This is a genomic window from Caballeronia mineralivorans PML1(12) (assembly GCF_001028175.1).
Taxonomy (GTDB): Bacteria; Pseudomonadota; Gammaproteobacteria; order Burkholderiales; family Burkholderiaceae; genus Caballeronia; species Caballeronia mineralivorans.
This window is the reverse complement of record NZ_AEJF01000165.1, coordinates 1-24,021: the sequence shown is the minus strand read 5'-3', so window position 1 is coordinate 24,021 and position 24,021 is coordinate 1. Positions and strand designations below refer to the sequence as shown.

Genomic DNA, 24,021 nt, shown 5'->3' with positions numbered 1-24,021 from the left:
CAGCGGCCGGCGGCGTAGTTTATTTAGCACTGGTCGCCGCCGTAAAAGTGAAACGCTTCCACTCGGAAGAGAGATTCCAGTCACGGTTGTTGACCGCGTCGATCTGGAACGGCTTGGGCATCAACGCGATGTCGAGCTGCATGCGCACCGACGCGTTATACGTCTCGCCGGGCTTGACCTGATTACGATCGATCACATGCCACGACGTTACGTGCTTGACAACCGCGAGCGCCTCCTGAAGCGTGGCAAAGCCGAGCTGCAAGCCTCCTGTGGAGACACGATACTCGCGCGTGAGCGGCTGAAACGAAAGCCTGATGCTTTGCGACACGCTCACCGGTTCTTCGTCGAACCAATACCAGCGTGGCCGCGACAAATTGAAATCGGTTGTGAAATACAAAGGCACGCCCTTGTTCACGGCGTCTTCAAGACTGCTGTTGAGATCGAAGTCGAAACGCGCGTCGAGGCTCCAGCCGGATCCGTCCGCCTGCAACGACGCGCGCTGCACAGCGACGGGATCGGCCTGCGCGGCCGAAACGGGCATGAACGACAGCACAAGGCTCAACAACAAGGCCAGCACGGCCTGGCCGGCAGGCGCGAGCCGCAGCGAAAAAAAGCGTTTGATCGTCACCGTTTCTGAAAGCGCGCGTAGAAGAATCCGTCGTGGTCCGCAAAGGCTTGCGCGTCCCGCGTTAATGTTGAGCGGGTACGTTGCGCCTCGCCTGAATTGTCCGTCAGCGAGTTCGTGACCGGGTCCGGTGATACTTGCAAGCCAGCCGTGCCGGCTCGGCTGACTGTCGGCAATAATTGCCCCGGCGCGTCCAATCGTACCGCATCTTCGTGCACCGCTCCAAACCACTGCGCCTGCAACTCGCCCTCTTCGGGAAAGATCGAGCACGTCACGTAGAGCAACTCGCCACCGGTCGCAACCAGCGGCCAGAGTGCGGCGAGAATGCGGCGCTGTTCTTCGACCAGCGCGGCGATATCGGTCGGACGGCGCAGCCAGCGAATGTCAGGATGACGCCGCACGATCCCCGAGGCCGAGCACGGCACGTCGGCAAGAATGCGATCGAACGGATCACCGTCCGACCAGCCGGCCGGATCTCCGGCATCGCCTACGCGAATCTCGGCTTGCACATTCAGACGCTGCAGATTCTCGCCGATACGCCGCGCTCGGCCTGCATCGCTTTCCACCGCGATCAGCTCGACGTTCGCGAGTTCGAGCACGTGGCCCGTTTTGCCACCGGGCGCAGCGCAGGCATCGAGCACACGCATGCCGTCGCGCGCGTTGAGCAACTGTGCGGCGAGTTGCGCGCCCGCGTCCTGAACCGAGACGACGCCGTCGGCGAAACCGGGAATCTTCTCGACCGCCATCGGCGTCTTGAGGCGTACCGCATGAATGCCCGCGGCTTCGGCTTCAATGTGCTCGGCCTTGAGGACGTCGAGATATTGCGCGACGCTCATGCGCCGTGCGTTCACGCGCAAGGTAAGCGGGCCTTGCCGATTACCTGCGTCCAGGATGTTTTCCCATTCGTCGGGCTGGCCACGCTTGACCGCGTCGATCCACCACGCGGGATAGTTGAAACGAGCGACCGGATCGCTTTGAACCTCGGTCAGCAGCGCGTCGCGTTCACGCAGGAACGAGCGCAACACCGCGTTGACCAGACCCTTCGCAAACGCAAATTCACGCCGCGCCGCGATGGCGTTGACGGCTTGATCGACGACGGTAAACGGCGTGTAAGCGGCCTCGGCTTCGTCGTCCACGAGCAGTGCGAACGCGCAGACCATCACATTCGATACGTGCGGCGGCGGCGCCTTGCGCACCAGCTTCACGAGCAGCGCGTCGGCCACGGCGAGGCGCCGCAACGTGCGATAAGCGATGTCCTGCGTCGCTCCACGCGATACCGCCACGTGCGTTGCCGCGATCACCGTCTGCAACGCCGCGGGCAGCGCGGAACCGGCGCGCACTGCGCCGACCGCTTGCGCGGCGGCATCGAGCGCGAACGCGAGTGAATCGGGAGCGAGGTGAAGCGTAGCGAGACGAGCGTCGAACGACGCTCGGCTGCTATCCGCAGATGAAACAGCGCGGCGTCGGGAAGGCTTTTCGGTCATGTCGGGGCGAAGGCGTTCGAGCCGGCCAATGCCGGTCCGCACAAACGAAGCATTGTAACTTGCGAGGGGTTTGGGCCTGAGATCGGCGCCTGCATGCGGGCCGAACGGACGGGATTGAAGGCGCTTGCGCTGTTTATGAGAAGACCCATCGCCGCTTGCACGGCAATGGGTCCATGGCCTGCGCCCTTAATGCACTTGTTGCAATCACTCCATCCGACCGGTTCGCGCCATCTCCATCAGGCGTGCGACGCGCTCTTCGGTGGCAGGGTGCGTCGAAAAGAGCTTGGAGATGCCACCGCCCGCCAGCGGGTTCATGATCATCATCTGCGCGGTGGCCGGATGTTGCTCGGCGGTCGGAAACGGCACGCCCGCTGCATAGGCGTGAATTTTCTCGAGGGCGCTGGCGAGCGCCTGCGGGTCGCCCGAAATCTGCGCGCCGCCGCGATCAGCTTCGAATTCCCGTGCCCGCGAGATCGCCATCTGGATCAGCGCACCGGCCAGCGGCGCCAGCATGGCGACAGCAATACTGGCGATCGGATTCGTGCGCCGGCCGTCGGAATCCCGGCCGCCAAAGAACATGGCGAAGTTCGCCAGCGCCGAGATCGCACCGGCCATGGTCGCCGATATTGTCGAGATCAAAATGTCGCGATGCTTCACGTGCGCCAGCTCATGGGCCATCACGCCGCGCAATTCGCGCTCGGACAACACTCGCAGAATGCCAGTAGTGGCCGCAACGGCCGCATGCTCCGGATTCCGGCCGGTGGCGAACGCGTTCGGCGCGGCTTCGTCAATGAGATAAACCTTCGGCATCGGCAACTGTGCGCGCGTAGCGAGATCGCGAACCATGCGGTAGAACTGCGGCGCGGTGGTTTCGTCGACTTCCTGTGCGTTGTACATCTTCAGCACGAGCTTGTCGGAGAACCAGTACGAGAAGAAATTCATCGCGAGCGCGACGATCAGCGCAAGCGCCATACCCCTGCTGCCGCCGATCATTCCGCCGATCACGACAAAAAGGGCCGTGATCGCAGCCATCAGCATCGCGGTTTTGACCCAATTGAACATGTCTTGAACTCCTCACCCAATATCAATGCGCGTTAAGCGCGAGCGGCCGAGACGGCCTTTTTGCCTGACCGAGCAGTTCGGCCACAGGTTGTAAGCAAAATGTTAGATAAGGGCATCCCGGAAAAATTCAATCACCTGTGCGAAGTCGCCAGCTTGATGCCCAATCCGACGAACGCACTCCCTACGACCCTATCCAGCCATAGCTTTACGCTCGGCTTGCCGGAGAAGCGCTGCGTCACGCTACCCGCAATCCAGGCAACGATCGTGTTCCAGAAAGTGCTGACGAGCACGAACACAAAACCGAGCGCGAGGAATGCAAGCGTCTTGTGCGCGCTGTCGGTGGCAACGAACTGCGGAATGAACGAAACGAAAAACAGCACCACTTTCGGGTTCAGCACGTTCGTGACGAAGCCTTGCGCGAACAGTTGCTGCAGCGACTTCGGCGCGGCGCGAACACGGGTTTCTTCGGCCTCGTTGTCACGCGCTTTGGCGGCTGCGGGTTTTGCAAAGACCAGTCGCACGCCCAGATAGATCAGATAAATCGCGCCGGCAAACTTGACGATGGTGAACGCCGTCGCCGACGCAGCCAGCAACGCCGTGAGCCCGAACGCACAAGCCAGCGTATGCACAATGCACCCAAGCGCGATGCCCAGCGCCGACACCACACCCGCGCCACGTCCTTGCGCGACACTCCGGCCAACGATGTACGCCGTATCCGGCCCGGGCGTGACGCTCAGCAACATGACGGCGACGACAAACAGCGTGAAACCGGTGATTCCAAGCATCGCGGGACCTTTGGTGAATTTTGTTTTCGGCTGACTTAGCCGTTGCGGCTACGGCGTGGGTGAATGCGCGCGGTCACCGTTTCAGGCTTCCGGCGCGACTTCCCGAAGTTCGAATCGTTGCCCTTTAACAATAGGCGATCCGGCAAGAAATTCGCGCGCAGAAAGACGTTTGCCGCCAGGCTTTTGCAACTGCGTGAGACGCAAGCCGCCCTGGCCACACGCAACCACGACACCCTGCGCGTCGCTTTGCACGATCACGCCGGGGTGCGCGTCGCCCGTCAATTCGACGGGCTCGGCCGCCCAGATCTTGACGACGACGCCCTCGAGCGTCCCGAACGCGCCGGGAAACGGATCAAAGGCTCGAATCTGACGTGCGAGGATGCTCGCCGGACGGCGCCAGTCGAGCGCCGCTTCGTGCTTGGCGATCTTCTCCGCGTAAGTCGCGCCGTCTTGCGGCTGCGGCGTGGCGGGCAAGGCGCCGTCGCGCTCGAGATCGCGCAACGCTTCGACGATCAGATCGGCGCCCAGTTCCGCCATGCGCTCATGCAGCGTGGCGGTGGTGTCCATCGGAGCAATTGTTATGCGGCCCTCGCGGATCATCGCGCCGGTATCGAGTCCCGCGTCCATCTGCATGAGCGTGATGCCCGTCTCGGCGTCGCCAGCTTCGAGTGCACGATGGATCGGCGCGGCGCCACGCCAGCGCGGCAACAGCGAGCCGTGAATGTTGATGGCGCCAAGCGGCGCGATGTCGAGCACTTCCTGCGGCAGGATCAGCCCGTACGCCGCAACCACCATGACATCGTGCGGCGTAGTCTTCAGACGCTCGATAGCAGCGGCCGCTTCCTCGGGATACTTGCCATGGCGCCTGAGCGAGCTCGGCTGCGCCACCGGCAAGCCGTGTTCGACGGCAAAGCGCTTGACCGGGCTTGCGGCCAGTTTCATCCCGCGCCCGGCGGGACGGTCCGGCTGCGTCAACACGAGCGGCACCTGAAAACCCGCCGCGTGAATGGCGGCCAACGCGGCGGCGGCGAATTCAGGCGTTCCAGCAAACACGACACGCAGCGATTGAGTCATCGATTCAGCAACCTGCAAATTCCAGCATCAATCTTCGTGAATCGACGCGTTACAGCGCCTTTTCGAGCTTTTTCATTTTGCCGCGAATCCGCGTTTGCTTGAGCGGCGACAAGTATTCGACAAACACGTGCCCCATCAGGTGATCCATCTCATGCTGGATGCACACGGCGAGCAACTCGTCGCAGTCGATCTCGAACGTCTCGCCCTTCTCGTTCAGCGCACGCACGCGAACCTTTTCCGGCCGCTCGACGAAGTCGTAAATGCCCGGCACCGACAAGCAGCCTTCCTCGTGATCCTTCTTCTCGTCGCTCGCCCAGATGATCTCCGGATTGATGAACGCCTGAAGCTGGTCGTGCGTGTCCGACGTGTCGATCACGACCACGCGTTCGTGTACGTCAACCTGGGTCGCGGCAAGGCCGACGCCGGGTGCCGCGTACATGGTGTCGGCCATGTCAGCGACGAGTTTGCGAATCCGGTCATCGACGACTTCTACGGGCTTCGCGACCTTGTGCAGCCGCTTGTCCGGGTACTTGAGTATGTTGAGCAGAGCCATGATTCAGATTATCGACGCACGCCGCAGCGCGCGATAGTCGGCCATTCGGCCAGGTTGTAAAAGAGTGCCGGTATCGAGAAGATGATTGGGCTGAAACGCGTCGATTCAACGCCGCGTCAGTGCTGCTCGTGGAGCGACAACGCCTTGCCCGAACGACCGGCAACATGACCGTTCGGCAATCCTTTCGTATTTCGGGATATGAAAATTTTAACATGACGCCTTTCCAGTTGCCGACGGCCGACGCCATGCCCCATCTGGGCGAAACCGATTCCCAGGACATGTCAGCCTGGCTGCGACTGGCGAATGCGAGCGGTTTGCCGCCCATCGCGCTACGTGCGTGGCTGGCAGAGTTCGGCGGTCCGCCGGCGCTTCTGACCATGCCCGATCCACCGCCGCTGCTATATGTAAAGGGGCTGTAAAGGGGCGGCTGGACCGGCTCCAGGCGCGGGCAGTCGCGATTGTCGGCCGCCGCAGCGCCACGCCGCAAGGTATCGAAGATGCCCGGCGCTTCGCCCACGCGCTATCGGATGCGGGGCTGGCGGTGGTGTCGGGGCTTGTGCTCAGTATCGATGGCGCAGCGCGTCGGCGCAGGCTCCCGTTCCGAAGCCACGGAGAACGGGGAAAAGCACGTCCAGCGGAGGAAGCCCTGCGCCGACCCCGCAACCAGCGAATTCGCGCGGGAACTCGATAAAACCTGCCAACCCCGAAGCCAAACGCCTGCTCGATGCACTCGGACACTCGGACACTCACCCGCGACGCTTGAAATACTTGCCGAACGCACCGAAATGGATGGGGCGACGCTACAAAGCCTGCTGCAACCCGAACTGGCGGGGCGGATCGGCGCGTTGCCGGGAGGACGCTTTACCCGGCTTGAACGCTGATTTTTCGACGTCATGCTACATTCGCGACAAAATCTGCTGCTTGCAACGCCAGACAAATCACTTACGAAGAGGACTGCAAGGAACCATGCCCGCGCTGAATCTCGACACCAACGCCGATCAGATTGCCGAGCGTCTGGCCAGCGCCGGCACGCTGCTCGTTGCCTGCCTGTGTGCCGAATGGTGCGGGACGTGCCGCGATTATCGCGAAAGTTTCGATCAGCTCGCAGACGCCCATCCGGACGTCTGCTTTGCGTGGATCGACATCGAAAACCAGGCGGATCGCTTCGACGATCTTGATGTGGAAAATTTTCCAACCATCTTGATAGAGGACGCCGTCACCACCCGTTTTTTTGGAACGGTGTTGCCACAAACGTCCATCGTTGCGCGGATGTTGACGGACTTCAGCGCGTTGCCGGGGGTCGTCGGCGCGCCGAAGATACGACCCGCGCTGGTCGCCGCTTAAATCGAATCCGACCGGCAAGACCAGGCTGCGCGGAGAACCTGCGCAGTTAAGCGCGTTCGTAAGCTGAAACGGCTTTCGCGGTCGCATCACAAAGCGCTCACATTCACCGTTCGGCATCCCGCGTTTCATCAAATGCCAGACCGCGCGCCGCACGCCATATGCTATAAAGCGGACGTTAACGGGTCCGAACCGTGGCGGCGCGAGCCACCCAAACCCGGCCTCATGCCAGTCCCTAACTAGAATCGAGTCATGTCCAAAGCCCTGATCATCGCTGAAAAGCCTTCTGTCGCGAACGACATCGCGCGCGCTTTGGGCGGCTTCACCAAGCATGACGAGTATTACGAAAGCGAAGACTACGTGCTGTCGTCGGCTGTCGGCCACTTGCTCGAAATCGCTGCGCCCGAAGAATACGAGGTCAAGCGCGGCAAGTGGAGTTTCGCCAATTTGCCCGTCATTCCGCCGCATTTCGACCTGAATCCGATCGCGAAAAGCGAATCGCGGCTCAAAGTGCTCACCAAGCTGCTCAAGCGCAAGGACGTCGATCGTCTGATCAACGCCTGTGACGCGGGGCGCGAAGGCGAGCTGATTTTTCGCCTGATCGCGCAGCACGCGAAAGCCAAGCAGCCGGTGCAACGCCTCTGGCTCCAGTCGATGACCGCCGGCTCCATCCGCGACGGTTTCGCGAATCTGCGCAGCGACGCGGACATGCAGCCACTCGCCGATGCCGCGCGCTGCCGCTCGGAAGCCGACTGGCTCGTGGGCATCAACGGCACGCGTGCGATGACCGCGTTCAACAGCAAGGGCGGGGGTTTCTTCCTGACCACCGTTGGCCGCGTTCAGACGCCAACGTTGTCTATCGTCGTGGAACGCGAGGAAAAGATTCGTCGTTTCGTGCCGCGCGATTATTGGGAAGTGCGCGCGGAATTTATCGCGGCGAAGGGGATTTACGAAGGCCGTTGGTTCGACCCGAAATTCAAGCGCGTCGAAGGCGATCCCGAGCAACGCGATTCGCGGCTCTGGAGCCTGCCGGCGGCCGAAACGGTCGTTGCAGCCTGTCGTGGCAAGACCGGTACGGTCACGGAAGAAGCGAAACCGTCCACGCAAATGTCGCCGCTGTTGTTCGACTTGACGAGCTTGCAGCGCGAGGCCAACGGCCGCTTTGGTTTTTCGGCCAAGAACACGCTCGGCCTGGCTCAGGCGCTGTATGAAAAGCACAAGGTGCTCACGTACCCGCGTACCGACGCCCGCGCGCTGCCCGAGGATTACATCTCGACGGTGAAAGACACGCTCGCGATGCTCAAGGAGAGCAACAACTATCTGCCGCACGCGAAGCAGGTCCTGGACAAAGGCTGGGTGAAGCCGAACAAGCGCATCTTCGATAACTCGAAGATCAGCGATCACTTCGCCATCATCCCGACCCTGCAGGCGCCGAAGGCGTTGTCCGAGCCCGAGCAGAAGCTGTACGACCTCGTCGTGAAGCGCTTCCTCGCGGTGTTTTTCCCGGCGGCCGAATTCCTGGTCACCACGCGAATCACCGAAGTCGCCGGCCATCATTTCAAGACTGAAGGCAAGGTGCTGGTCGAACCGGGCTGGATGCAGGTCTACGGCAAGGAAGTGAGCGGTGAAGACGCCAATCTCGTGCAGGTTCAGAAGGACGAGAAGGTCGATGTCGAGAAGGTCGCGGCGCACGGTCTCGTAACGAAACCGCCGGCACGCTACAACGAAGCATCGTTGCTCTCGGCCATGGAAGGCGCGGGCAAGCTGATCGAAGACGAGGAATTTCGCGAGGCGATGGCCGCGAAGGGTCTGGGCACGCCGGCTACGCGCGCGGCGGTGATCGAAGGGCTGCTCGGCGAGAAGTATATGGTGCGCGAAGGTCGCGAGCTGATTCCGACGGCGAAGGCGTTCCAGTTGATGACCTTGCTGCGCGGTCTGGGCGTAGAGGAATTGACGGCGCCGGAGCTGACCGGCGAATGGGAGCACAAGCTGTCGCAGATGGAACGCGGCAAGCTCCCGCGCGACGAGTTCATGCAGGAAATCGCGCGCATGACGCAGACCATCGTCAAGCGCGCGAAGGAATACGACTCCGACACCATCCCCGGCGATTATTCGACGCTCGAAACGCCGTGTCCGAATTGCGGCAGTCAGGTGAAGGAGAATTATCGGCGCTTCGCTTGTACGAAATGCGAGTTCTCGATTTCGAAGATTCCAGGCGGACGGCAGTTCGAAATTCCCGAAGTCGAGCAGTTGATCAAGGACAAGACAATCGGGCCGCTGTCGGGTTTCCGCAGCAAAATGGGCCGGCCGTTTTCCGCGATCCTGAAGCTTTCCTTCGACGACGAAATCAAGAACTTCAAGCTGGAATTCGACTTCGGTCAGGATTCGGGCGGTGAAGACGGAGAACCGCCGGACTTCTCGGAGCAGACGCCGGTTGGTGCGTGCCCGAAGTGTCAGTCGCGCGTGTACGAGCACGGCATGAGTTATGTCTGCGAGAACTCGGTCGCGAATCCGAAGACCTGCGATTTCCGTTCTGGCAAAGTGATCTTGCAACAGGAAATGTCGCGCGAGCAGATGTCGAAGTTGCTCGAAGAAGGCCGCACGGATTTGCTGACGGGCTTCAAGTCGTCGCGCACGGGCCGGAACTTCAAGGCGTTTCTCGTGAAGCAACCGGACGGCAAGATCGGTTTCGAATTCGAGAAGAAAGAGCCAAAGCCCGGTGCGAAGCCGGCCGTTAAGCGCGGTGCGGTAGCGGCGCCTGAAGTGGACGACGACGGTGACGGCGACGTGGCCGTGGCGGCGAAGAAAACGACGGTGAAGGCGGCGGCTAAGAAAGCGCCGGCGAAGAAGGTGGCGGCCAAGAAAGCGCCAGCTCGGAAAGCGGGCTAGGCTTCAGTCGTTCAGAAGCTCGCATCATTAAAAAAGCCGCTCATATCGAGCGGCTTTTTTTCGTTCAACTGCGCGCGGCCGCGGCACCACGGCGGCCGCCATCAAAACGGCGAAGGCATGGCCAGCGGCGAACGCGTGCGCGACTTCGACGGCTTGCTGCCGAGCTTGTCGTCATCGGCGGGAGGCGCTTCGAATCGTGAACCGCCCTCCGCCTCCGCATAGGCCGCGTGGGCGACCAGCGGCTCGGAATCGTGTCCATTGATTGCCGGCAGTCCCGGCTTGACGAAACCGTCCTTCACCCACTGCTCGCCAAGCTGATGATTCGGCGTCTGGCTGAAATGCTCGACGAGGTGGTCGATGAACGTGCGCACCTTCGCCGGCAAGTGCCGCCGGCTCGGATAGGCAACGTTGATCTCGACCTGCGGCAGTTGATAATCACTCAGCAGCCGCACCAGCTTGCCGCGCGTGGTGTCGTTGCCAATCAGATAACTCGGCAGGATCGCGATGCCCATGCCGAGCAGCGCGAACTGGCGCAGCATCTCGGTATTGTTCGCGACGATCACGTTCGTCGGGCGCACGCGCACTTCGCCATCCGGACCCGTGAACACGCGTTCATCGCCGAAATATTCCGACGGCAAGCTCAGCGACGGATGTTCGGCCAGGTCTTCCGGCCGCGTTGGCACGCCATGTTTCTCGAGATACCCGGGCGTGGCGCACACGGTCAGGCAACCGGTCGTGAGGCGCCGCGTAACAATGCTCGCACTGCGCATCTGGCGCGCGATCACAATGCCCACGTCGAAACCCTCTTCCACCAGATCGACTTGGCGATCGACCAGCGTGACGTCGGGAATGACTTTCGGATAACGTTCCGTGTACGTCTGCAGCACGGGCGCGAGATTGTGCAGACCGAACACGACGGGTGCGACAATTCGTAGCGATCCAACCGGCTCGTGGTTACGTGCAACCACCATTTGTTCGACGTCCTCGAGCTCATCGAGGATCTGCCGGGCGCGCTCCAGATACACCTGGCCGGACTCGGTCAACGACAAGCTGCGCGTGGTCCGGTTGAGCAAACGGGTGCCAAGACGCCCTTCCAGGTCGGCGATATGACGCGTCGCCACTGCATTCGAGATATCCATTGCGCCGGCTGCGCGGGCAAAACTGCCGAGATCCGCCACTCGGACGAATACTTTCATCGACTGCAAATGATCCATGAGACAACTCCTGCTGCTAGACGGCCTCTTTAAAATTCGAGAAGCAATTCGGAATTATCCTAGGACTCGCGTTTTCGTGCAGAAGTTGCCAGAAAAGTGACATTTTTCGACGAAAGTTTTCTGCTTTACCAATCGGTAAGGTAAAAGGCGCCGCATTGTTGCTGATATCGGAACGATGTGAATATTAATGGATGGTCGTCTTAATTCTGAAAAGCTGGCTGACGCAATTTTGACGCAGTACAGCGGGAAATGCATAAGGGCCGCTAATGCGGCCCTTATTTAATCGATTATGTCGACTTCCGTCACTAATCAGACTTAATAAAAAAGTTAAGCCACGAGCCGTTTTTCGATTTCGGCTTTCGTCTCTGCAAGCTCCGTGGGCAATCCTTGCGCGAGTTTGGTGAACAACTCATCGTGTAATTCAAGTTCTTCGCGCCATGCCGAGTCCTGCACGGAAATGACGCGTTCGAACTGCTCGCGGGTGAAATCGAGCGCGCCCCAGTCGATGTCCTCAAAGCGCGGCGAGAGCCCGAACGCGTGTTGCTCGCCCTGCGCGGTGCCTTCGATGCGCCCGATCATCCAGCTCAGCACGCGCATGTTGTCGCCGAAACCCGGCCACACGAACTTGCCGTCCGTGCCCTTGCGGAACCAGTTCACGCAGAAGAATTTCGGCAGCCTGGCGTCGAGTTGCTCCAGCCGCTCGCCCACTTTCAGCCAGTGGCCGAAATAGTCGCTCATGTTGTAGCCGCAGAATGGCAGCATCGCGAACGGGTCACGCCTGACCACACCTTGCTGGCCGGACGCGGCCGCCGTGGTTTCCGAGCCCATCGTCGCGGCCATGTAGACGCCCTCGTTCCAGTTGCGCGCCTCGGTCACGAGCGGCACGGTGTCCGAACGGCGGCCGCCGAAGATGAACGCATCGATAGCCACGCCCGCGGGATTCTCCCAATCGGCGTCGATAGACGGACATTGCGCGGCCGGCGCCGTGAAACGCGCGTTCGGATGCGCCGCCTTTTTGCCAGAGTCAGGCGTCCAGTCATTGCCCTGCCAGTCGATCAAATGTGCCGGCGGCGTGTCCGTCATGCCTTCCCACCAGACGTCGCCCTCGTCGGTGAGCGCCACGTTCGTGAAGATCACGTTTTCCTTGAGTGTCGCCATGGCGTTGAAGTTGGTCTTCTCGCTCGTGCCCGGGGCCACGCCGAAATAGCCCGCTTCCGGGTTGATCGCGTAGAGCCGGCCGTCACGGCCCGGCTTGATCCAGGCAATGTCGTCGCCGATCGTGGAAACCTTCCAGCCCGACATATCCTGCGGCGGGATCAGCATGGCGAAGTTGGTCTTGCCGCACGCCGACGGAAACGCCGCCGCGACGTGATATTTGCGCCCTTCCGGCGAGCTCACGCCGAGAATCAGCATGTGTTCGGCGAGCCAGCCTTCGTTGCGTCCCATGGTCGATGCGATCCGCAGCGCGAAACATTTCTTGCCGAGCAGCGCGTTGCCGCCGTAGCCCGAACCGAAACTCCAGATCTCGCGGCTTTCGGGGAAATGGACGATGTACTTCGTGTCGTTGCAGGGCCACGGCACGTCCTTCTGCCCCACCGATAGAGGCGCGCCAACCGAATGCACGCACGGCACGAACTCGCCGCCCGCACCCAGCACGTCGTACACCGCGCGGCCCATGCGCGTCATGATGCGCATATTGATCACCACGTACGGACTATCGGTCAGTTCCACGCCGATATGCGCGATCGGCGAACCGAGCGGCCCCATCGAAAACGGAACGACGAACATCGTGCGCCCGCGCATGCAGCCGTCGAAAAGACCGTCCAGCGTGAGACGCATTTCCTTCGGATCGATCCAGTTGTTCGTCGGACCGGCTTGCTCCGGGCGGGCCGAGCAGATGAACGTGCGATCTTCCACACGTGCGACATCGGACGGGTCTGAGCAGGCGAGATAGGAATTCGGCCGTTTGGCGGGATTCAGGCGTTTGAGCGTGCCGGCCTCGACCATCTGCTGGGACAAGCGGTCGTATTCCTCCTCCGATCCGTCACACCATTCGATCCGGTCCGGTTTCGTCAGCGCGGCGACCCGCTGGACCCAGTCGATGAGTTTTTGATTCTTCACGTGCGCCGGCACATCGCTGTCGTCGGCCACCACATTTTGATCTACTACTGCGGGCTGGTTCATCGAGCACACTCCGTTCTTAGATGAGAAAACGGTTTGCAACCCGCCGGCGCTGCTCGCGAGAGGCGCATTCCGGTCGCCTGATGATTGACTGCACGGACTCACTCACGTGGCAGACGGCGACACAAAAACAAGGCATGCGTCGGGAGTTGACTAGTCTGGTGGCGACTGCCGTCTGAATCGCGGCTTGCGTCGGCACGGAACAAACTGTTAAAAAGAGATAGGGTTGTCTCCGTCGTTGCCGGTTTTCCGGCGCTAGCGACGCGTGAATGGCTAAACTGCCGCATTCCGCATTCGATATTCTTTCCATTACGTATCCGGCGACCGGTAAATTCGTCGGATACACCAGCAGCTTAACGCGAGGCGATGCCCTTATTTCGGCGAATTTATACGTAATTACCCGAACTTAGCACATCGATCCCTGTCCATCTTCGAATTTCTGCAGCACGTTTGATGCCTATCAAAAGCCAATCCATGCCAATCAAAATTGCCATCCTGGACGACTATCAAGACGCCGTTCGCAAGCTCGATTGCTTCAGTCTTCTCGCCGATCACGAGGTGAAAGTATTCAATAACACCGTGCGCGGGCTCGGACAGTTGGCTAGCAGACTCTCGGAAGTCGAAGCCTTGGTGTTGATCCGCGAGCGCACCCGGATCAGCTCCCAGCTGCTCGATAAACTGCCCCGGCTGCGCATGATCAGCCAGACCGGCAAGGCGGGCGGCCATATAGAACTCGAAGCCTGTACCGAACGCGGAATTGCCGTGCTCGAAGGCACCGGTTCGCCGATCGCGCCGGCCGAGCTGACGTGGGCGCTGATCATGGCCGCGCAACGCCGGATTCCGCAGTACGTCGCGAACCTGAAGCAAGGCGCGTGGCAGCAATCGGGTCTGAAAACCTCCGCGTTGCCGCCGAATTTTGGCCTGGGCCAGGTGCTTCGCGGCCAGACGCTCGGGATCTGGGGCTACGGGAAAATCGGCCAGTTGCTCGCCGGTTACGGCAAGGCGTTCGGCATGAAAGTGCTGATCTGGGGACGGGAGCATTCGCAGGCCGCCGCGCGGGCGGACGGTCTGGATGTCGCCGAAAGCCGCGAGGCGCTGTTCGAACGCAGCGATGTGCTGTCGCTGCATCTGCGGCTGAACGACGACACGCGGGGTATCGTCACGGCGGCCGACCTGATGCGCATGAAGCCGACTGCGTTGTTTGTGAACACGAGCCGCGCCGAGTTGCTCGAGGAAAATGCGCTGCTCAACGCGCTGCATCACAACCGGCCGGGGATGGTTGCCATTGACGTGTTCGAAAGCGAGCCGATCCTGCAGGGCTATAGCCTGCTGCGCATGGAAAACGTCATTTGCACGCCGCACATTGGTTATGTGGAGCGCGAAAGCTACGAGCTCTATTTCACGGCGGCGTTCAAGAACATCCTCGCCTTCGATGCGGGCGATACGTCGAGCGTCGCCAATCCGGAAGCGCTGGTGGGCGGACGGCGGCGGTAGTCAGAGGGTGGAAATATCGGTGGATGGCTCGCATCGGACGGGGAAGTTGACCGAGTTCGCGATGAAGCAGAACTTATGCGCTTCCTCGTGCAGACGCTCGGCCAGCTTCACGTCGCCGCCCGCGCCGATGCGCACTTGCGGGCGCAGGAGGACATCGGTGAAACGGCCGCTTCCCTGCACCGTTTCCTCCATCGTGCCGACGGGGTCGTCCACATACCCCGTCACCACAATGCCGTTGACGGCGCACAGGTGCAGGTACCAGAGCATGTGACACGACGAGAGCGACGCGACGAACAATTCCTCCGGATTGTGGCGCGTGGCGTCGCCGCGGAACGCCGGATCGCTCGAGGCTTCGATGGCCGGTTTGTTCACTGCCCGCACCAGATGGTCGCGGGAGTAGGCGTCGTAGCGCGAGGTGCCCGAACCCTGATCGCCCGTCCAGACAACTTGCAGCGTGTATTTGTGATGTTTGACCATCGGTTCAAGACTCCCTATTTAAAGATGCGCGGCGGCGCTGAGCAGATCGGGCAAGCGCGTCAGGAATTGCTCGCCGTCTGTTCGGCCGAGGTCGTACGCGGGCCGCATCTGCGACGGACTCGTGTAATCCCACGCTGAGATTGGCACCTTGCGCGATGGCTGCACATACACGCGGCGCTGGTCGCGGTTCGCACCGTGCTCCACGACAAACATCTGCGGCCGCGGATACATGCGCGTCACCATCACGAGCACCAGTCCTGGCGATGCATCCAGCGCGCCGACCGGCACATTGTCGACCATTCCGCCATCAAGCACGGGCCGGCCGTGTCGGCGCATCACCGGCGTGAAGGGCGGCGTACACGACGACTGCAGGATCAGATCGGCGAGATCTTCGACGGTCGCACACTCTTGCGCCTTCACGAATTCCGGATGAAAACCGAGCGCCTGACCGAGCGTGGGATGCAGCTTCTTGCGCAGATACTTTTCGATGTTATAGGCGATCAGCCCCGCCGCCACCGCGCTGCGTGCGCCGAGCCAACGCGGCAAATGCGATACGCCGATACGAATTTCCGGCGCGTTTTGCAGCGTCGCAAACTCGGCGCCGTAGATGTCGAGCAAAGCCTGACGATAGATCCGATAGTGCGGAAACACCGATTCGCCGCGCAACAAATTGCTCCAGTACGCGTTCTTCGAGTTGTCGCGCAGCACGTGCGCGTAGTAGTCCATCACCCATTCGGAGTGGTTCATGTACAGCATGCAGGCGGTGGCCGCGCCGGCCGAGATGCTGGTGATCACACGCGGGCGCAGCTTGAGTTCCGGCTGGACAACGTCCCAGAAACCGGCTTGCCACCAGCAGCGGTTGCCGCCGCCGGCGAATACGACTTGATCGAACATAGGTGTGGTGTTTGGCCTTAGGCGAGGAGCATGACCGTGGTGGTGGCGTGCGCGGCGAGCGCGCCGGCTTCGTCGTGGAGTTCGATGTCGCCGAAGATCAGGTTGCGGCCACGGCGCAGGATGGAAGCGCTCACGAGGACATCGCCGGCTTTCACCGGGCGTAGAAAGCTTGTCGTGAGCGAAACGGTGGTCATCGGCTGGAAACCGCCGAGCGCGTGCGAAATGGCGACGATCATGGCTGTGTCCGCGGCGGCCATGAAAACCTGGCCGCAGATCACGCCGCCCGCATGGCGGAGTTTGTCCGCGTGAGGAAGGCGCAAGGTGACGCTGGTATCGGTAGAGCTTTCCAGTGCCAGGCCCAGATCGCGGATCCACGGCGCGAAAGTGGTGTCCAGCAAAGCGCGGATGGTGGATTCGTCCATGGGCGGATGACTTTTTGACGTTGATTCATTGACGTTAAAGCACGGCCGTTCGCCGCGTGAGCGTCATGATAACGGCTACCGGCTTCCCCCTGGGCGCCGCTTTTTGGGATCGCTAACGCACGGTTCCCCCATGTGCCGCGCGGCTTTCACGCGTCATCGAGACGGTATTTTAGGATTTTCTGTTCCGCACGGTTGCATGATCTGCGAAAACGTCGCTATAATTCGGATTCAGTTTTTCCGGGGCGTTAGCTCAGCTGGTAGAGCAGCGGACTCTTAATCCGTAGGTCGACAGTTCGAATCTGTCACGCCCCACCAAGTATTTCAGAAGGCCGGTCAAGCTTGCGCTGACCGGCCTTTTTCTTGTCCGGTTCATTTCCTGTTGCAAACCGGAGGACATAGGCGTTACGCTCGGCCAACGTATAATCCTCGAAGCCGAATTCGTGCCACCAAATGCGGGAACAGGTCATATGAGCAGCATTGAACTAGAAGTTCTGAACTCTGACGACGTTGTCGTTCGCTGGCAGTCCGTAGTCAGCGAAGTCCGGGAAGAATATCTTTCCGAAACACAGCATTTCCCTTGGATCATTGGCTTCTCAGGCGGCAAAGACTCCACCTTAGTGGCCCACGCTGTGTTTGAGGCGCTACTGTCGGTCCCGCCGTCCGCACGGAACCGCGAAGTCCATATCGTCTCAAACGATACGCAAGTGGAAAGTCCATTTGTAATGCTGCACTTAGACGAAGTGACATCCAAGATTCGGCAAGCTGCTGAGGACCTTGATCTTCCAATCACGGTCGCCCGCACACATCCTGACCTAGACAAAACGTTTTGGACCCTGCTAATCGGAAAAGGTTATCCAAGCCCGAACCAGTCAATGCGTTGGTGTACCGACCGCCTAAAAATAATGCCAACAAGCGGGTACATCAAGAAACACATATCGAACTTCGGCGCTGCAATCGTGGTCCTCGGAGTTCGTCGCGCAGAAAGTAACAAACGGCAACAAACGATCGACGCGCACAAAAACTTGCGTGCCTCGCGGTTAAACGAACATAGCGAAATATCCGGCGCCTATATTTACCGCCCGATCGTCGATATGACGACCGATGAGGTTTGGGAAACGCTAGGGACGTTTCACGCCCCATGGGGGGGGAGCCACGGCGCTCTTTTCAAATTGTATAGAGATGCGGAAGGCGGTGAATGTCCCGTCGTGCTTAGCAAGGAAGAGGCCCCTGGCTGCGGAACCTCGAACAGCCGCTTTGGATGCTGGACCTGCACGGTTGTCGAGAAAGATCGGAGCCTTCAAGGTTATATTGACTCCGGAAATCACCAATATCGGCCATTGGTCGATTTCCGAGATTGGTTGAAGTCAATTCGCAACGACCCGGAAAGGAGGCAAGCCGTGCGGCGGAATGGCAGACTTACCTTCGATCTGACGGGTAGGCACATTCCAGGTCCATTCACTATCCAGGCCCGTAAGGAGATCTTGGAGAAACTTTTGAGCACGCAAACGGAGTTCGGCAGCAAACTGATTTCCGATGCCGAACTAGATCTTATCCACGAGATTTGGGCAAAAGACCTCCAACAAGAAACGGGTGCAGCGAATGGACTTTAATGTTGACGAGATCTATCTGAGCGATCTTCCGCTTTGGTCGGAAGATGAGGCGCAAAAAATATTAGAAGAGATAAGCCTAAAGCATGGCATATCAGTTGACGTCATTACGGAGCTAGTGATGCTCCAGCGTGAACGGCAACACCAAGAACGAGCACACGGGATAAATTTACGCATCGAGGAAATTCTCGGGCGCGTCGAATAAAAATATCGGGCCAAGTATGTGGATTTCACGCATTGAGTTAACAAACTTTAAATCGTATCAGCATCAGGTTTTCGAATTTCCAGCTCCCGCCGATGGACGAAACCTCGTCCTAATTGGTGGATTTAACGGCTATGGCAAAACGTCAATTCTGGAGGCCCTTTATCTCTGCCTGTACGGTAAAGACGCGCTTGTTCATTTAGCCCGCGCAGGGCTAAATTCCGACGATACGCGTGGCTATCCAACGTTCCTGGAACGAGCGTTCAATGGGGAAGCGAAGCGCGATAGCCGCGACACGATGACGGTTCGTGTAGTTGTGCATCGGACGAAAACTAAAGCGGTCGATATCACGCGCAAATGGTACTTCCGTAGCAATGGGAGCTGGGCCGCGGACGAAGAAGCAATTGTTCGGAGCGTTATCCGCGACATCCCCGAGTCACCGCGAGTTGACGGGAAAAATGGCTTCCATTTGGCCGATTTTTTAGACGAGATATTTGTTCCTGCGCACGTCGCACCATTTTTCTTTTTCGACGGTGAGGAAGTCAAAAAATTAGCCGATCAATCGCGCGTCGAACAGGTCAAGCAGGGGCTTGAGGGTTTGCTTGGCGTCGTGCTTCTGCGAACTCTTGCAGATCGACTGAAAAACTTTGAAGCAACAAAGCGCGGCGACGTAACCTCGGTAAATGAAGAGAAACTAAGCCGGGTTCTGGACGAGCTAACGCGCAACGAAGATCAACTGAACACAATCAGCATCGAGGCGAAAGCCTGGGAAGATGAGACGAACCGCCTACGTGCCGAAAGGCAGGCACTGATTGGACGAATCACGGCTGCTGGCGGCGGCGGCGGCGACATTGCGACCGTCAAAGACCTCGTTGAAGAGCGTGAACAACTCCGCAATAAGCGAAAGGATTGCCTCAAAAAGATCGAAGAAGTGTTGGCTGGAAGGCTTCCGTTTCATCTAGTCACAAAAGACCTTATGTCGAGTTTCAAAGGTCAACTTGAGGCGGAAATCCGATGGTTTTCTTGGGAGAACGAGAAGAAAGCTCTTGAACCTCGCAAAGCGCAATTCGAACGAGCGTTCCTCGAGGAAACGTCTCCCGAATTCGCGCCCCCTCTATCAGATAGCCAAGTCCAATGCATCAGGTCGCGGCTGGAAGCTGCATGGGCGAGTTTATTTTACCCGCCGCCAGCCGATGCCGCAGCGGAGATCATTCACGACTATCTACAAGGATCGATGCGAGACGAAGCACTAGCTTTTCTCGACTCTATTCCTCTTGGACAACAAGAGGTACAAGAGCTTTTAGGCGAGCAGTCAGGTCTCAGTAAACGAATCGACGAACTCGGTCGTAAGGTTTCAAGGCTCGAAGGGATAGACCGCGATGGAACTCTCGCTACGCTGAAACAGCAACTTGAGGCGGTCCAATCTAGGTTGGATCAGATCTCTGAAAGCGCAAGAATCAGTGATAGGAAATTGGTGTCACTGGAGGCAAACGTCGCAAGCCAACGCTCCGAATATCAGCGCGAACGTCGCAAGCTCGACGAGTCGAGTCCTGTTCGCGCAATGATCCAGAAGTCTGAGCGCGTACGCAACATACTTGATGAGGTTATCCCAGCCTTGTTTCCGCTGAAGGTAAAACAGCTGGGGACCGCAATGACAACGGTCTACAAAGCGCTGGCTCATAAGGATCTAGTAGCCAAGATAGAGATCTTGGACGATGGGACCACGACTATCTTAGGCAAGTCAGGGAAGGAAATTTCTGTCGATAGATCGGCCGGCGAGAACCAAATTTTTGCTACGGCTTTAATTGCAGGACTCGCTAAGGTGTCAGGCGTTCGGGCTCCGATGGTAGTCGACACGCCGTTGGGACGACTCGACAGTATGCATCGTGCAAATATTCTCAAGTTCTGGACGAGCGATGCGAACAAGCAGGTAATTTTGCTTTCGCAGGACGAGGAAATTGATCATTCGTTTTACAAGCAAATCCAGCCAAATGTTTGTAAGAGCTACCTTCTTGAGCACGTGGACGTCGGCGACGGTATCGGCCGCACAACCGCCAAGGAAAACGCATATTTTGCTAAAGGGCGCAAATGAGTGATCTCTCCATCTCGCAAGTGTTGAGTTCGCGCTATCGAACGAGCGCGGAAGCCGATCGCTATACGAACGCATTGATGAATGGGCTCGGCCTTTCGACGCGCGCCGCTGTAGCTCGCTTAGCGCTCGGGCGTTCGCTTGCGCTTGGTGCGCTTCCTGAGGAGGGTGTGGACGCAAAGGGACTGGAAATTCCCGCGCAGATTCTTTTCAGTACCCAAGACATCATGGTTTGGGTAGGACTTATCGTGACACACGCCGTGCGGCATGCCGACAAACCGCTCAATTCTTCCGATGCGTTCAGAGCAGCAGTTCGTTCGCATTGGCATCGCGGAGCCTCCCTCTTAATGGAGGATTGGCTAGCGGCCAACGAAGACTATGATCGCTTTGTGGAAACACTGATCAATCGCCGTGCGTCTTTGCCAGAAATTGCCGAGCGAGGAGGTGCGGTTCCTAGCGTCAAGCAGCCGACTGAAAGTACGGACATTAGTGGCGAGCTACTCAAGGCACTTTCCGACATAGGAATTACTGGGGAAGCCCGTGGATATACTCACGGACCAAGAGTAACGCGCTACAAGATACTACTTCCAGATATCAACCAATTCGATAAGTTAAGGCGGGGTCTCGAACGCCTAGGACTTGTCCTTGGATTGAATGGTGCGCTTCCTAGCGTCTCGCCGGGCGACGAGGCAAAAACCGTTTTCATCGACGTGCCGCGACCAGTCGACACGTGGAAGAACACTGGCTTCTCCGACCTGAAAGCATGGTGCGCTGACGCCCCGGACGACCCTAATCGGTTGACAGTATTTCCAGGTGTCGATGTAATGGGAAAGCCATTCTCATTCGATTTGGCATCCGCACCTCACGTACTGGTCGGCGGCGCTACCGGCATGGGAAAGAGTGTTTGCGTCCATGCGCTGATCTTGTCCCTGCTTCTGAAGCACTCTCCCTCGACCCTTCAATTGGCGCTAATCGATCCGAAGCAAGTCGAGTTCGCGGTCTACGCTGACAGCGAATTCCTGTATGGCGGCGCGGTTGTCAGCGACGCGGCGAAGGCGCGCGATCAAATACGGGCATTAGTTCAGGAAATGGAAAGCCGCTACGCTCAATTTGCTAAAGCGGGCGCATCTAGTATTGCGGAGGCGAGAGCGAAAGGCATTCGCTTACCTTTCATCGTCGTATTTATCGAAGAGCTCGCCGATCTAATCGTGCAAAACCGGGATGTGGAAACCCATATCGTGCGCCTGGCACAGAAAGCACGAGCCGCTGGAATCCATCTAGTCCTTGCAACACAGCGCCCCGATGCTAAGACGTTTTCTGGCTTGATTAGAAGTAACATTCCGGCCCGCATTGCATTGACAGTACAAAAAGCAAGCGAATCCTCGATCATCCTCGATGAAACGGGAGCAGAGTCGTTGCTAGGGCGAGGTGACATGTTGATCAAGACCACCGGGTCGAGTCCTGTTCGCGTACACGGCGTCTACATTGCGCGCACGGATGCGCAAGAGCAAGTCCGCCGACAGAGAGCACCGATGCGCGCATAACAACTCGCTTGCGGAAGGACCGCTAGTGCTCTGGCGGAGGCCATATGCCCTCACGTATGGCTTGCTCTATCGCTGTCATGAGGTCGTTGCGTATCTCCGTTCTGCCAATACCAGACGCTTGGTACCGCGACCTGTCAAGTCCAACATCCTTGCAAGCCGTGAGCAAATCGAACAACGCCTTCTCCGAAAAGCTGACTGCGTTAATAGATGAAAGCGTTACGAGCCGCTGCAATACATCAAAAAGGGCCTGCACACCAACGGTCTTTCTGATGTAAGCGTCGGGTGAAGAGTTCTTCCAGATCGCATCTTCGACCGCTGCAAAGAAATGGTTCAATATGTCCAGGATCGCTCGATCGTTTCCTTTTAAGTAATAGTCCCGGAGAGGCAACCCAACGTCGGGAAGCAACGAGCGCCTACCCAACTTCAAATTTTCCGGTCTACGTATAAAGTAGCGATCGTCCTTAGGCTTGCGTGAGATAAGGCGAAGTATGCCATCAACAACTGTCGCCATTGAAACACGTATCACAGGCCGATTTTCATCTGCCTCCGCTGTCTCCGCTGTCTCCGCTGTCTCCGCTGTCTCCGCTGTCTCCGCTGTCTCCGCTGCCTCCGAGTTGTTCACGTTGACCTCGGTGCCCGGCTGGGCCGCAAGAAGGGCTTTTGCGTCGGTCGCGTGCGAGATGCGTTGAAAAAATGGCGAAGTCGGCTCGGTGTTTAATACACGGGCGAGGTAGACGGCAAGCGTCTCGGGCGCCCAAAGACTGGGTTCGCGCTGTTCTACGTCAAAGCCAAACAGCTCGTACGCAAGACTTCGATCGACCTTTTTTTGATTGAAGTTGATTGTCGCAAATACGTAGGCATGGTACGCGGTAGGCAGGTCGAGGAACACGACACATAACAATTCCATCTTCCGCTGTGGCGCACCGGGAGGAAGCTCCTGAAAGGCGTGAAGACGATGCTGCCCGTCAATGATCGACGCTACAGGGTGCCCTCCATTCGGGATAGACAAAACGTACCCACAATCGCCCTTTTCGACCGACCATCGCTCGGCCGGCTCTACGATCAAATTCCCGTCCTCGTCGTAATTTGCACCGAGAATTATGGCGTTAGGAAACGTCGCGTCGCTCGTCGCAATGAACTTCGCGATCTCAGCTAAGCGCGACAAACTCTCCTTACGCTGTGAACCGAATACCCCATATCCCGATTGATCGGAACTCTCACCCTTTATTTTGACCTCAGCACGTGCCGGTAGAGAGTACGCCACATGATTGAGCGTTTCGGCATCTAGTGAGAAGACAAAAAAACTTCCCATAGGCTGATTAATGAGAATTGCCGGACGACGGATCACTGCATCATTGACAGACGTCGTATTCATAACCCAGATCCATTGACGTTTTGTGTGCTCGGAGTGGCTCCGCCAAGGACGCTTTGCGGATCCTCGGTCTTAAACCTCCCAGTCTTACCCATCGCCAAGACCCAGACGAACAGCGAAACAACGACTCCGCCGGCGCCACATGTCCAAGCCACGATGCCCCCGTCCCTTACCAACGCAACAAGCGCCAGCACGCCAGCAATCGTTGAAATCATTAGGAGGACTATTCGCATGTCTTTGCTGACCGTTCGCAGTAGCGCCTCCGAATCTAAAAGCATGTCGGCGAAAAGTGGAGATAGAACGGCAAAAACGTAGGTCCCCAAAGCATCACTTCCAATGGAATGGCCAAGTATCGGTGGGAACCAAGCACCCATTCCGCCCCCGAGCAGAAGGGCGACTATTAGATAGCAGACCGCCGTCGGAGAGGACACAATCAGAGCGCAACACTCAGCAATCTCTATCCAAAGCAAAAGCCATTGACCCACGATTTAGCCTCCAAGATGTCCATCACAGTCGCCCAAAAGCGCAATTGAGCGCCAACAAAGCTACAAGTCTCCGATTGCCTCGCCATAAAGACACCAGACTACGCAGGTAATGCCCGCCACGGCGTCCATTTTGCCTTGGAAAAGATGCGATGCCAATGAGCTGCATCGTTTCTGTAATAACGGATATTGCAATATCACGCACGCTCAAGGCATTGCATCGTCTCTAG

General features: G+C 58.6%; 20 protein-coding genes, 1 tRNA gene and 1 pseudogene. 10 read left to right on the top strand and 12 right to left on the bottom strand.

Annotated features, from left to right (window positions below; all coding sequences use genetic code 11):
• Positions 1-19: 19 nt before the first annotated feature.
• The 6 genes from EOS_RS27465 to def form a co-directional block, all read right to left on the bottom strand.
• Complete coding sequence (locus EOS_RS27465; RefSeq protein ID WP_047895341.1) at positions 20-628, bottom strand: DUF4390 domain-containing protein; 609 nt, start codon at positions 626-628, stop codon at positions 20-22.
• Complete coding sequence (gene rsmB, locus EOS_RS27460; protein WP_047895340.1) at positions 625-2,109, bottom strand: 16S rRNA (cytosine(967)-C(5))-methyltransferase RsmB; 1,485 nt, start codon at positions 2,107-2,109, stop codon at positions 625-627. Before rsmB ends, EOS_RS27465 begins: the two co-directional genes overlap by 4 nt.
• A 204-nt stretch (positions 2,110-2,313) precedes the next feature.
• Positions 2,314-3,171 (bottom strand): zinc metalloprotease HtpX, encoded by an 858-nt coding sequence (gene htpX / locus EOS_RS27455; RefSeq protein ID WP_047895339.1) that lies wholly within the window; start codon positions 3,169-3,171, stop codon positions 2,314-2,316.
• Between the two features lie 131 nt (positions 3,172-3,302).
• Positions 3,303-3,956, bottom strand: coding sequence for a LysE family translocator (locus EOS_RS27450; protein ID WP_047895338.1), 654 nt, complete (start codon positions 3,954-3,956; stop codon positions 3,303-3,305).
• Between the two features lie 81 nt (positions 3,957-4,037).
• Positions 4,038-5,030 carry a methionyl-tRNA formyltransferase gene (fmt, locus tag EOS_RS27445; protein WP_047895337.1) on the bottom strand — a complete coding sequence of 331 codons (993 nt, stop codon included), beginning with the start codon at positions 5,028-5,030 and terminating at the stop codon, positions 4,038-4,040.
• Between the two features lie 49 nt (positions 5,031-5,079).
• Positions 5,080-5,583: a peptide deformylase gene (def, locus tag EOS_RS27440; protein WP_047895336.1), complete on the bottom strand. Its 504-nt coding sequence runs from the start codon at positions 5,581-5,583 to the stop codon at positions 5,080-5,082.
• 245 nt (positions 5,584-5,828) lie between these two features.
• On the opposite strand from def, the pseudogene EOS_RS48320 reads away from it, so the two are divergent.
• The 4 genes and pseudogenes from EOS_RS48320 to EOS_RS27425 all read left to right on the top strand — a co-directional run.
• Positions 5,829-6,169: pseudogene (locus tag EOS_RS48320) on the top strand (DNA-processing protein DprA); the annotation flags it as partial.
• Complete coding sequence (locus EOS_RS47190; protein ID WP_160312536.1) at positions 6,081-6,464, top strand: DprA-like winged helix domain-containing protein; 384 nt, start codon at positions 6,081-6,083, stop codon at positions 6,462-6,464. The pseudogene EOS_RS48320 and the gene EOS_RS47190, both read left to right, overlap by 89 nt.
• Positions 6,465-6,549: 85 nt before the next feature.
• Positions 6,550-6,927: a thioredoxin family protein gene (locus EOS_RS27430; protein ID WP_047895334.1), complete on the top strand. Its 378-nt coding sequence runs from the start codon at positions 6,550-6,552 to the stop codon at positions 6,925-6,927.
• A gap of 249 nt (positions 6,928-7,176) precedes the next feature.
• Positions 7,177-9,813 carry a DNA topoisomerase III gene (locus EOS_RS27425; protein ID WP_047895333.1) on the top strand — a complete coding sequence of 879 codons (2,637 nt, stop codon included), beginning with the start codon at positions 7,177-7,179 and terminating at the stop codon, positions 9,811-9,813.
• Positions 9,814-9,914: 101 nt separating this feature from the next.
• Here the strand turns inward: EOS_RS27425 and EOS_RS27420 are convergent, their stop codons facing one another.
• Complete coding sequence (locus EOS_RS27420; RefSeq protein ID WP_047895332.1) at positions 9,915-11,027, bottom strand: LysR family transcriptional regulator; 1,113 nt, start codon at positions 11,025-11,027, stop codon at positions 9,915-9,917.
• Positions 11,028-11,354: 327 nt separating this feature from the next.
• Positions 11,355-13,211: a phosphoenolpyruvate carboxykinase (GTP) gene (locus EOS_RS27415; protein ID WP_047895331.1), complete on the bottom strand. Its 1,857-nt coding sequence runs from the start codon at positions 13,209-13,211 to the stop codon at positions 11,355-11,357.
• Between the two features lie 477 nt (positions 13,212-13,688).
• Between EOS_RS27415 and EOS_RS27410 the strand changes: the two genes are divergently transcribed.
• Positions 13,689-14,702, top strand: a complete 1,014-nt coding sequence (locus EOS_RS27410; protein WP_047895394.1) for a D-2-hydroxyacid dehydrogenase family protein — start codon at positions 13,689-13,691, stop codon at positions 14,700-14,702.
• Here the strand turns inward: EOS_RS27410 and EOS_RS27405 are convergent, their stop codons facing one another.
• Genes EOS_RS27405 through EOS_RS27395 form a run of 3 tightly spaced genes read right to left on the bottom strand, consistent with a single transcriptional unit; the run spans position 14,703 to position 16,495 of the window.
• Positions 14,703-15,179: an OsmC family protein gene (locus tag EOS_RS27405; RefSeq protein ID WP_047895330.1), complete on the bottom strand. Its 477-nt coding sequence runs from the start codon at positions 15,177-15,179 to the stop codon at positions 14,703-14,705. It abuts the gene before it with no gap.
• Positions 15,180-15,197: 18 nt separating this feature from the next.
• Positions 15,198-16,073, bottom strand: a complete 876-nt coding sequence (locus tag EOS_RS27400) for a patatin-like phospholipase family protein (RefSeq protein ID WP_047895329.1) — start codon at positions 16,071-16,073, stop codon at positions 15,198-15,200.
• 17 nt (positions 16,074-16,090) lie between these two features.
• Positions 16,091-16,495: a PaaI family thioesterase gene (locus EOS_RS27395; protein WP_047895328.1), complete on the bottom strand. Its 405-nt coding sequence runs from the start codon at positions 16,493-16,495 to the stop codon at positions 16,091-16,093.
• Positions 16,496-16,734: 239 nt separating this feature from the next.
• Between EOS_RS27395 and EOS_RS27390 the strand changes: the two genes are divergently transcribed.
• The 5 genes from EOS_RS27390 (at position 16,735) to EOS_RS27370 (ending at position 21,937) form a co-directional block, all read left to right on the top strand.
• Positions 16,735-16,810 (top strand) — tRNA-Lys (locus tag EOS_RS27390).
• A 152-nt stretch (positions 16,811-16,962) separates the two neighbouring features.
• The gene (dndC, locus tag EOS_RS27385; protein ID WP_047895327.1) at positions 16,963-18,105 is read left to right on the top strand and encodes a DNA phosphorothioation system sulfurtransferase DndC; all 1,143 of its coding nucleotides are present in this window, start codon (positions 16,963-16,965) and stop codon (positions 18,103-18,105) included.
• Positions 18,095-18,307: a DNA modification system-associated small protein gene (locus EOS_RS27380; protein ID WP_047895326.1), complete on the top strand. Its 213-nt coding sequence runs from the start codon at positions 18,095-18,097 to the stop codon at positions 18,305-18,307. The genes dndC and EOS_RS27380 overlap by 11 nt, the downstream gene beginning before the upstream one ends.
• Positions 18,308-18,323: 16 nt before the next feature.
• A complete protein-coding gene (dndD, locus tag EOS_RS27375; RefSeq protein WP_047895325.1) occupies positions 18,324-20,396 on the top strand; it encodes a DNA sulfur modification protein DndD in 2,073 nt (690 codons plus the stop codon).
• A complete protein-coding gene (locus tag EOS_RS27370) occupies positions 20,393-21,937 on the top strand; it encodes an FtsK/SpoIIIE domain-containing protein (RefSeq protein ID WP_053064070.1) in 1,545 nt (514 codons plus the stop codon). Before dndD ends, EOS_RS27370 begins: the two co-directional genes overlap by 4 nt.
• Before the next feature lie 22 nt (positions 21,938-21,959).
• Here EOS_RS27370 and EOS_RS27365 read toward each other — a convergent pair whose 3' ends face one another.
• Entirely contained in the window at positions 21,960-23,312 is a 1,353-nt protein-coding gene (locus EOS_RS27365; protein WP_047895324.1) for a DGQHR domain-containing protein, read from the bottom strand.
• Positions 23,313-24,021: the final 709 nt, after the last annotated feature.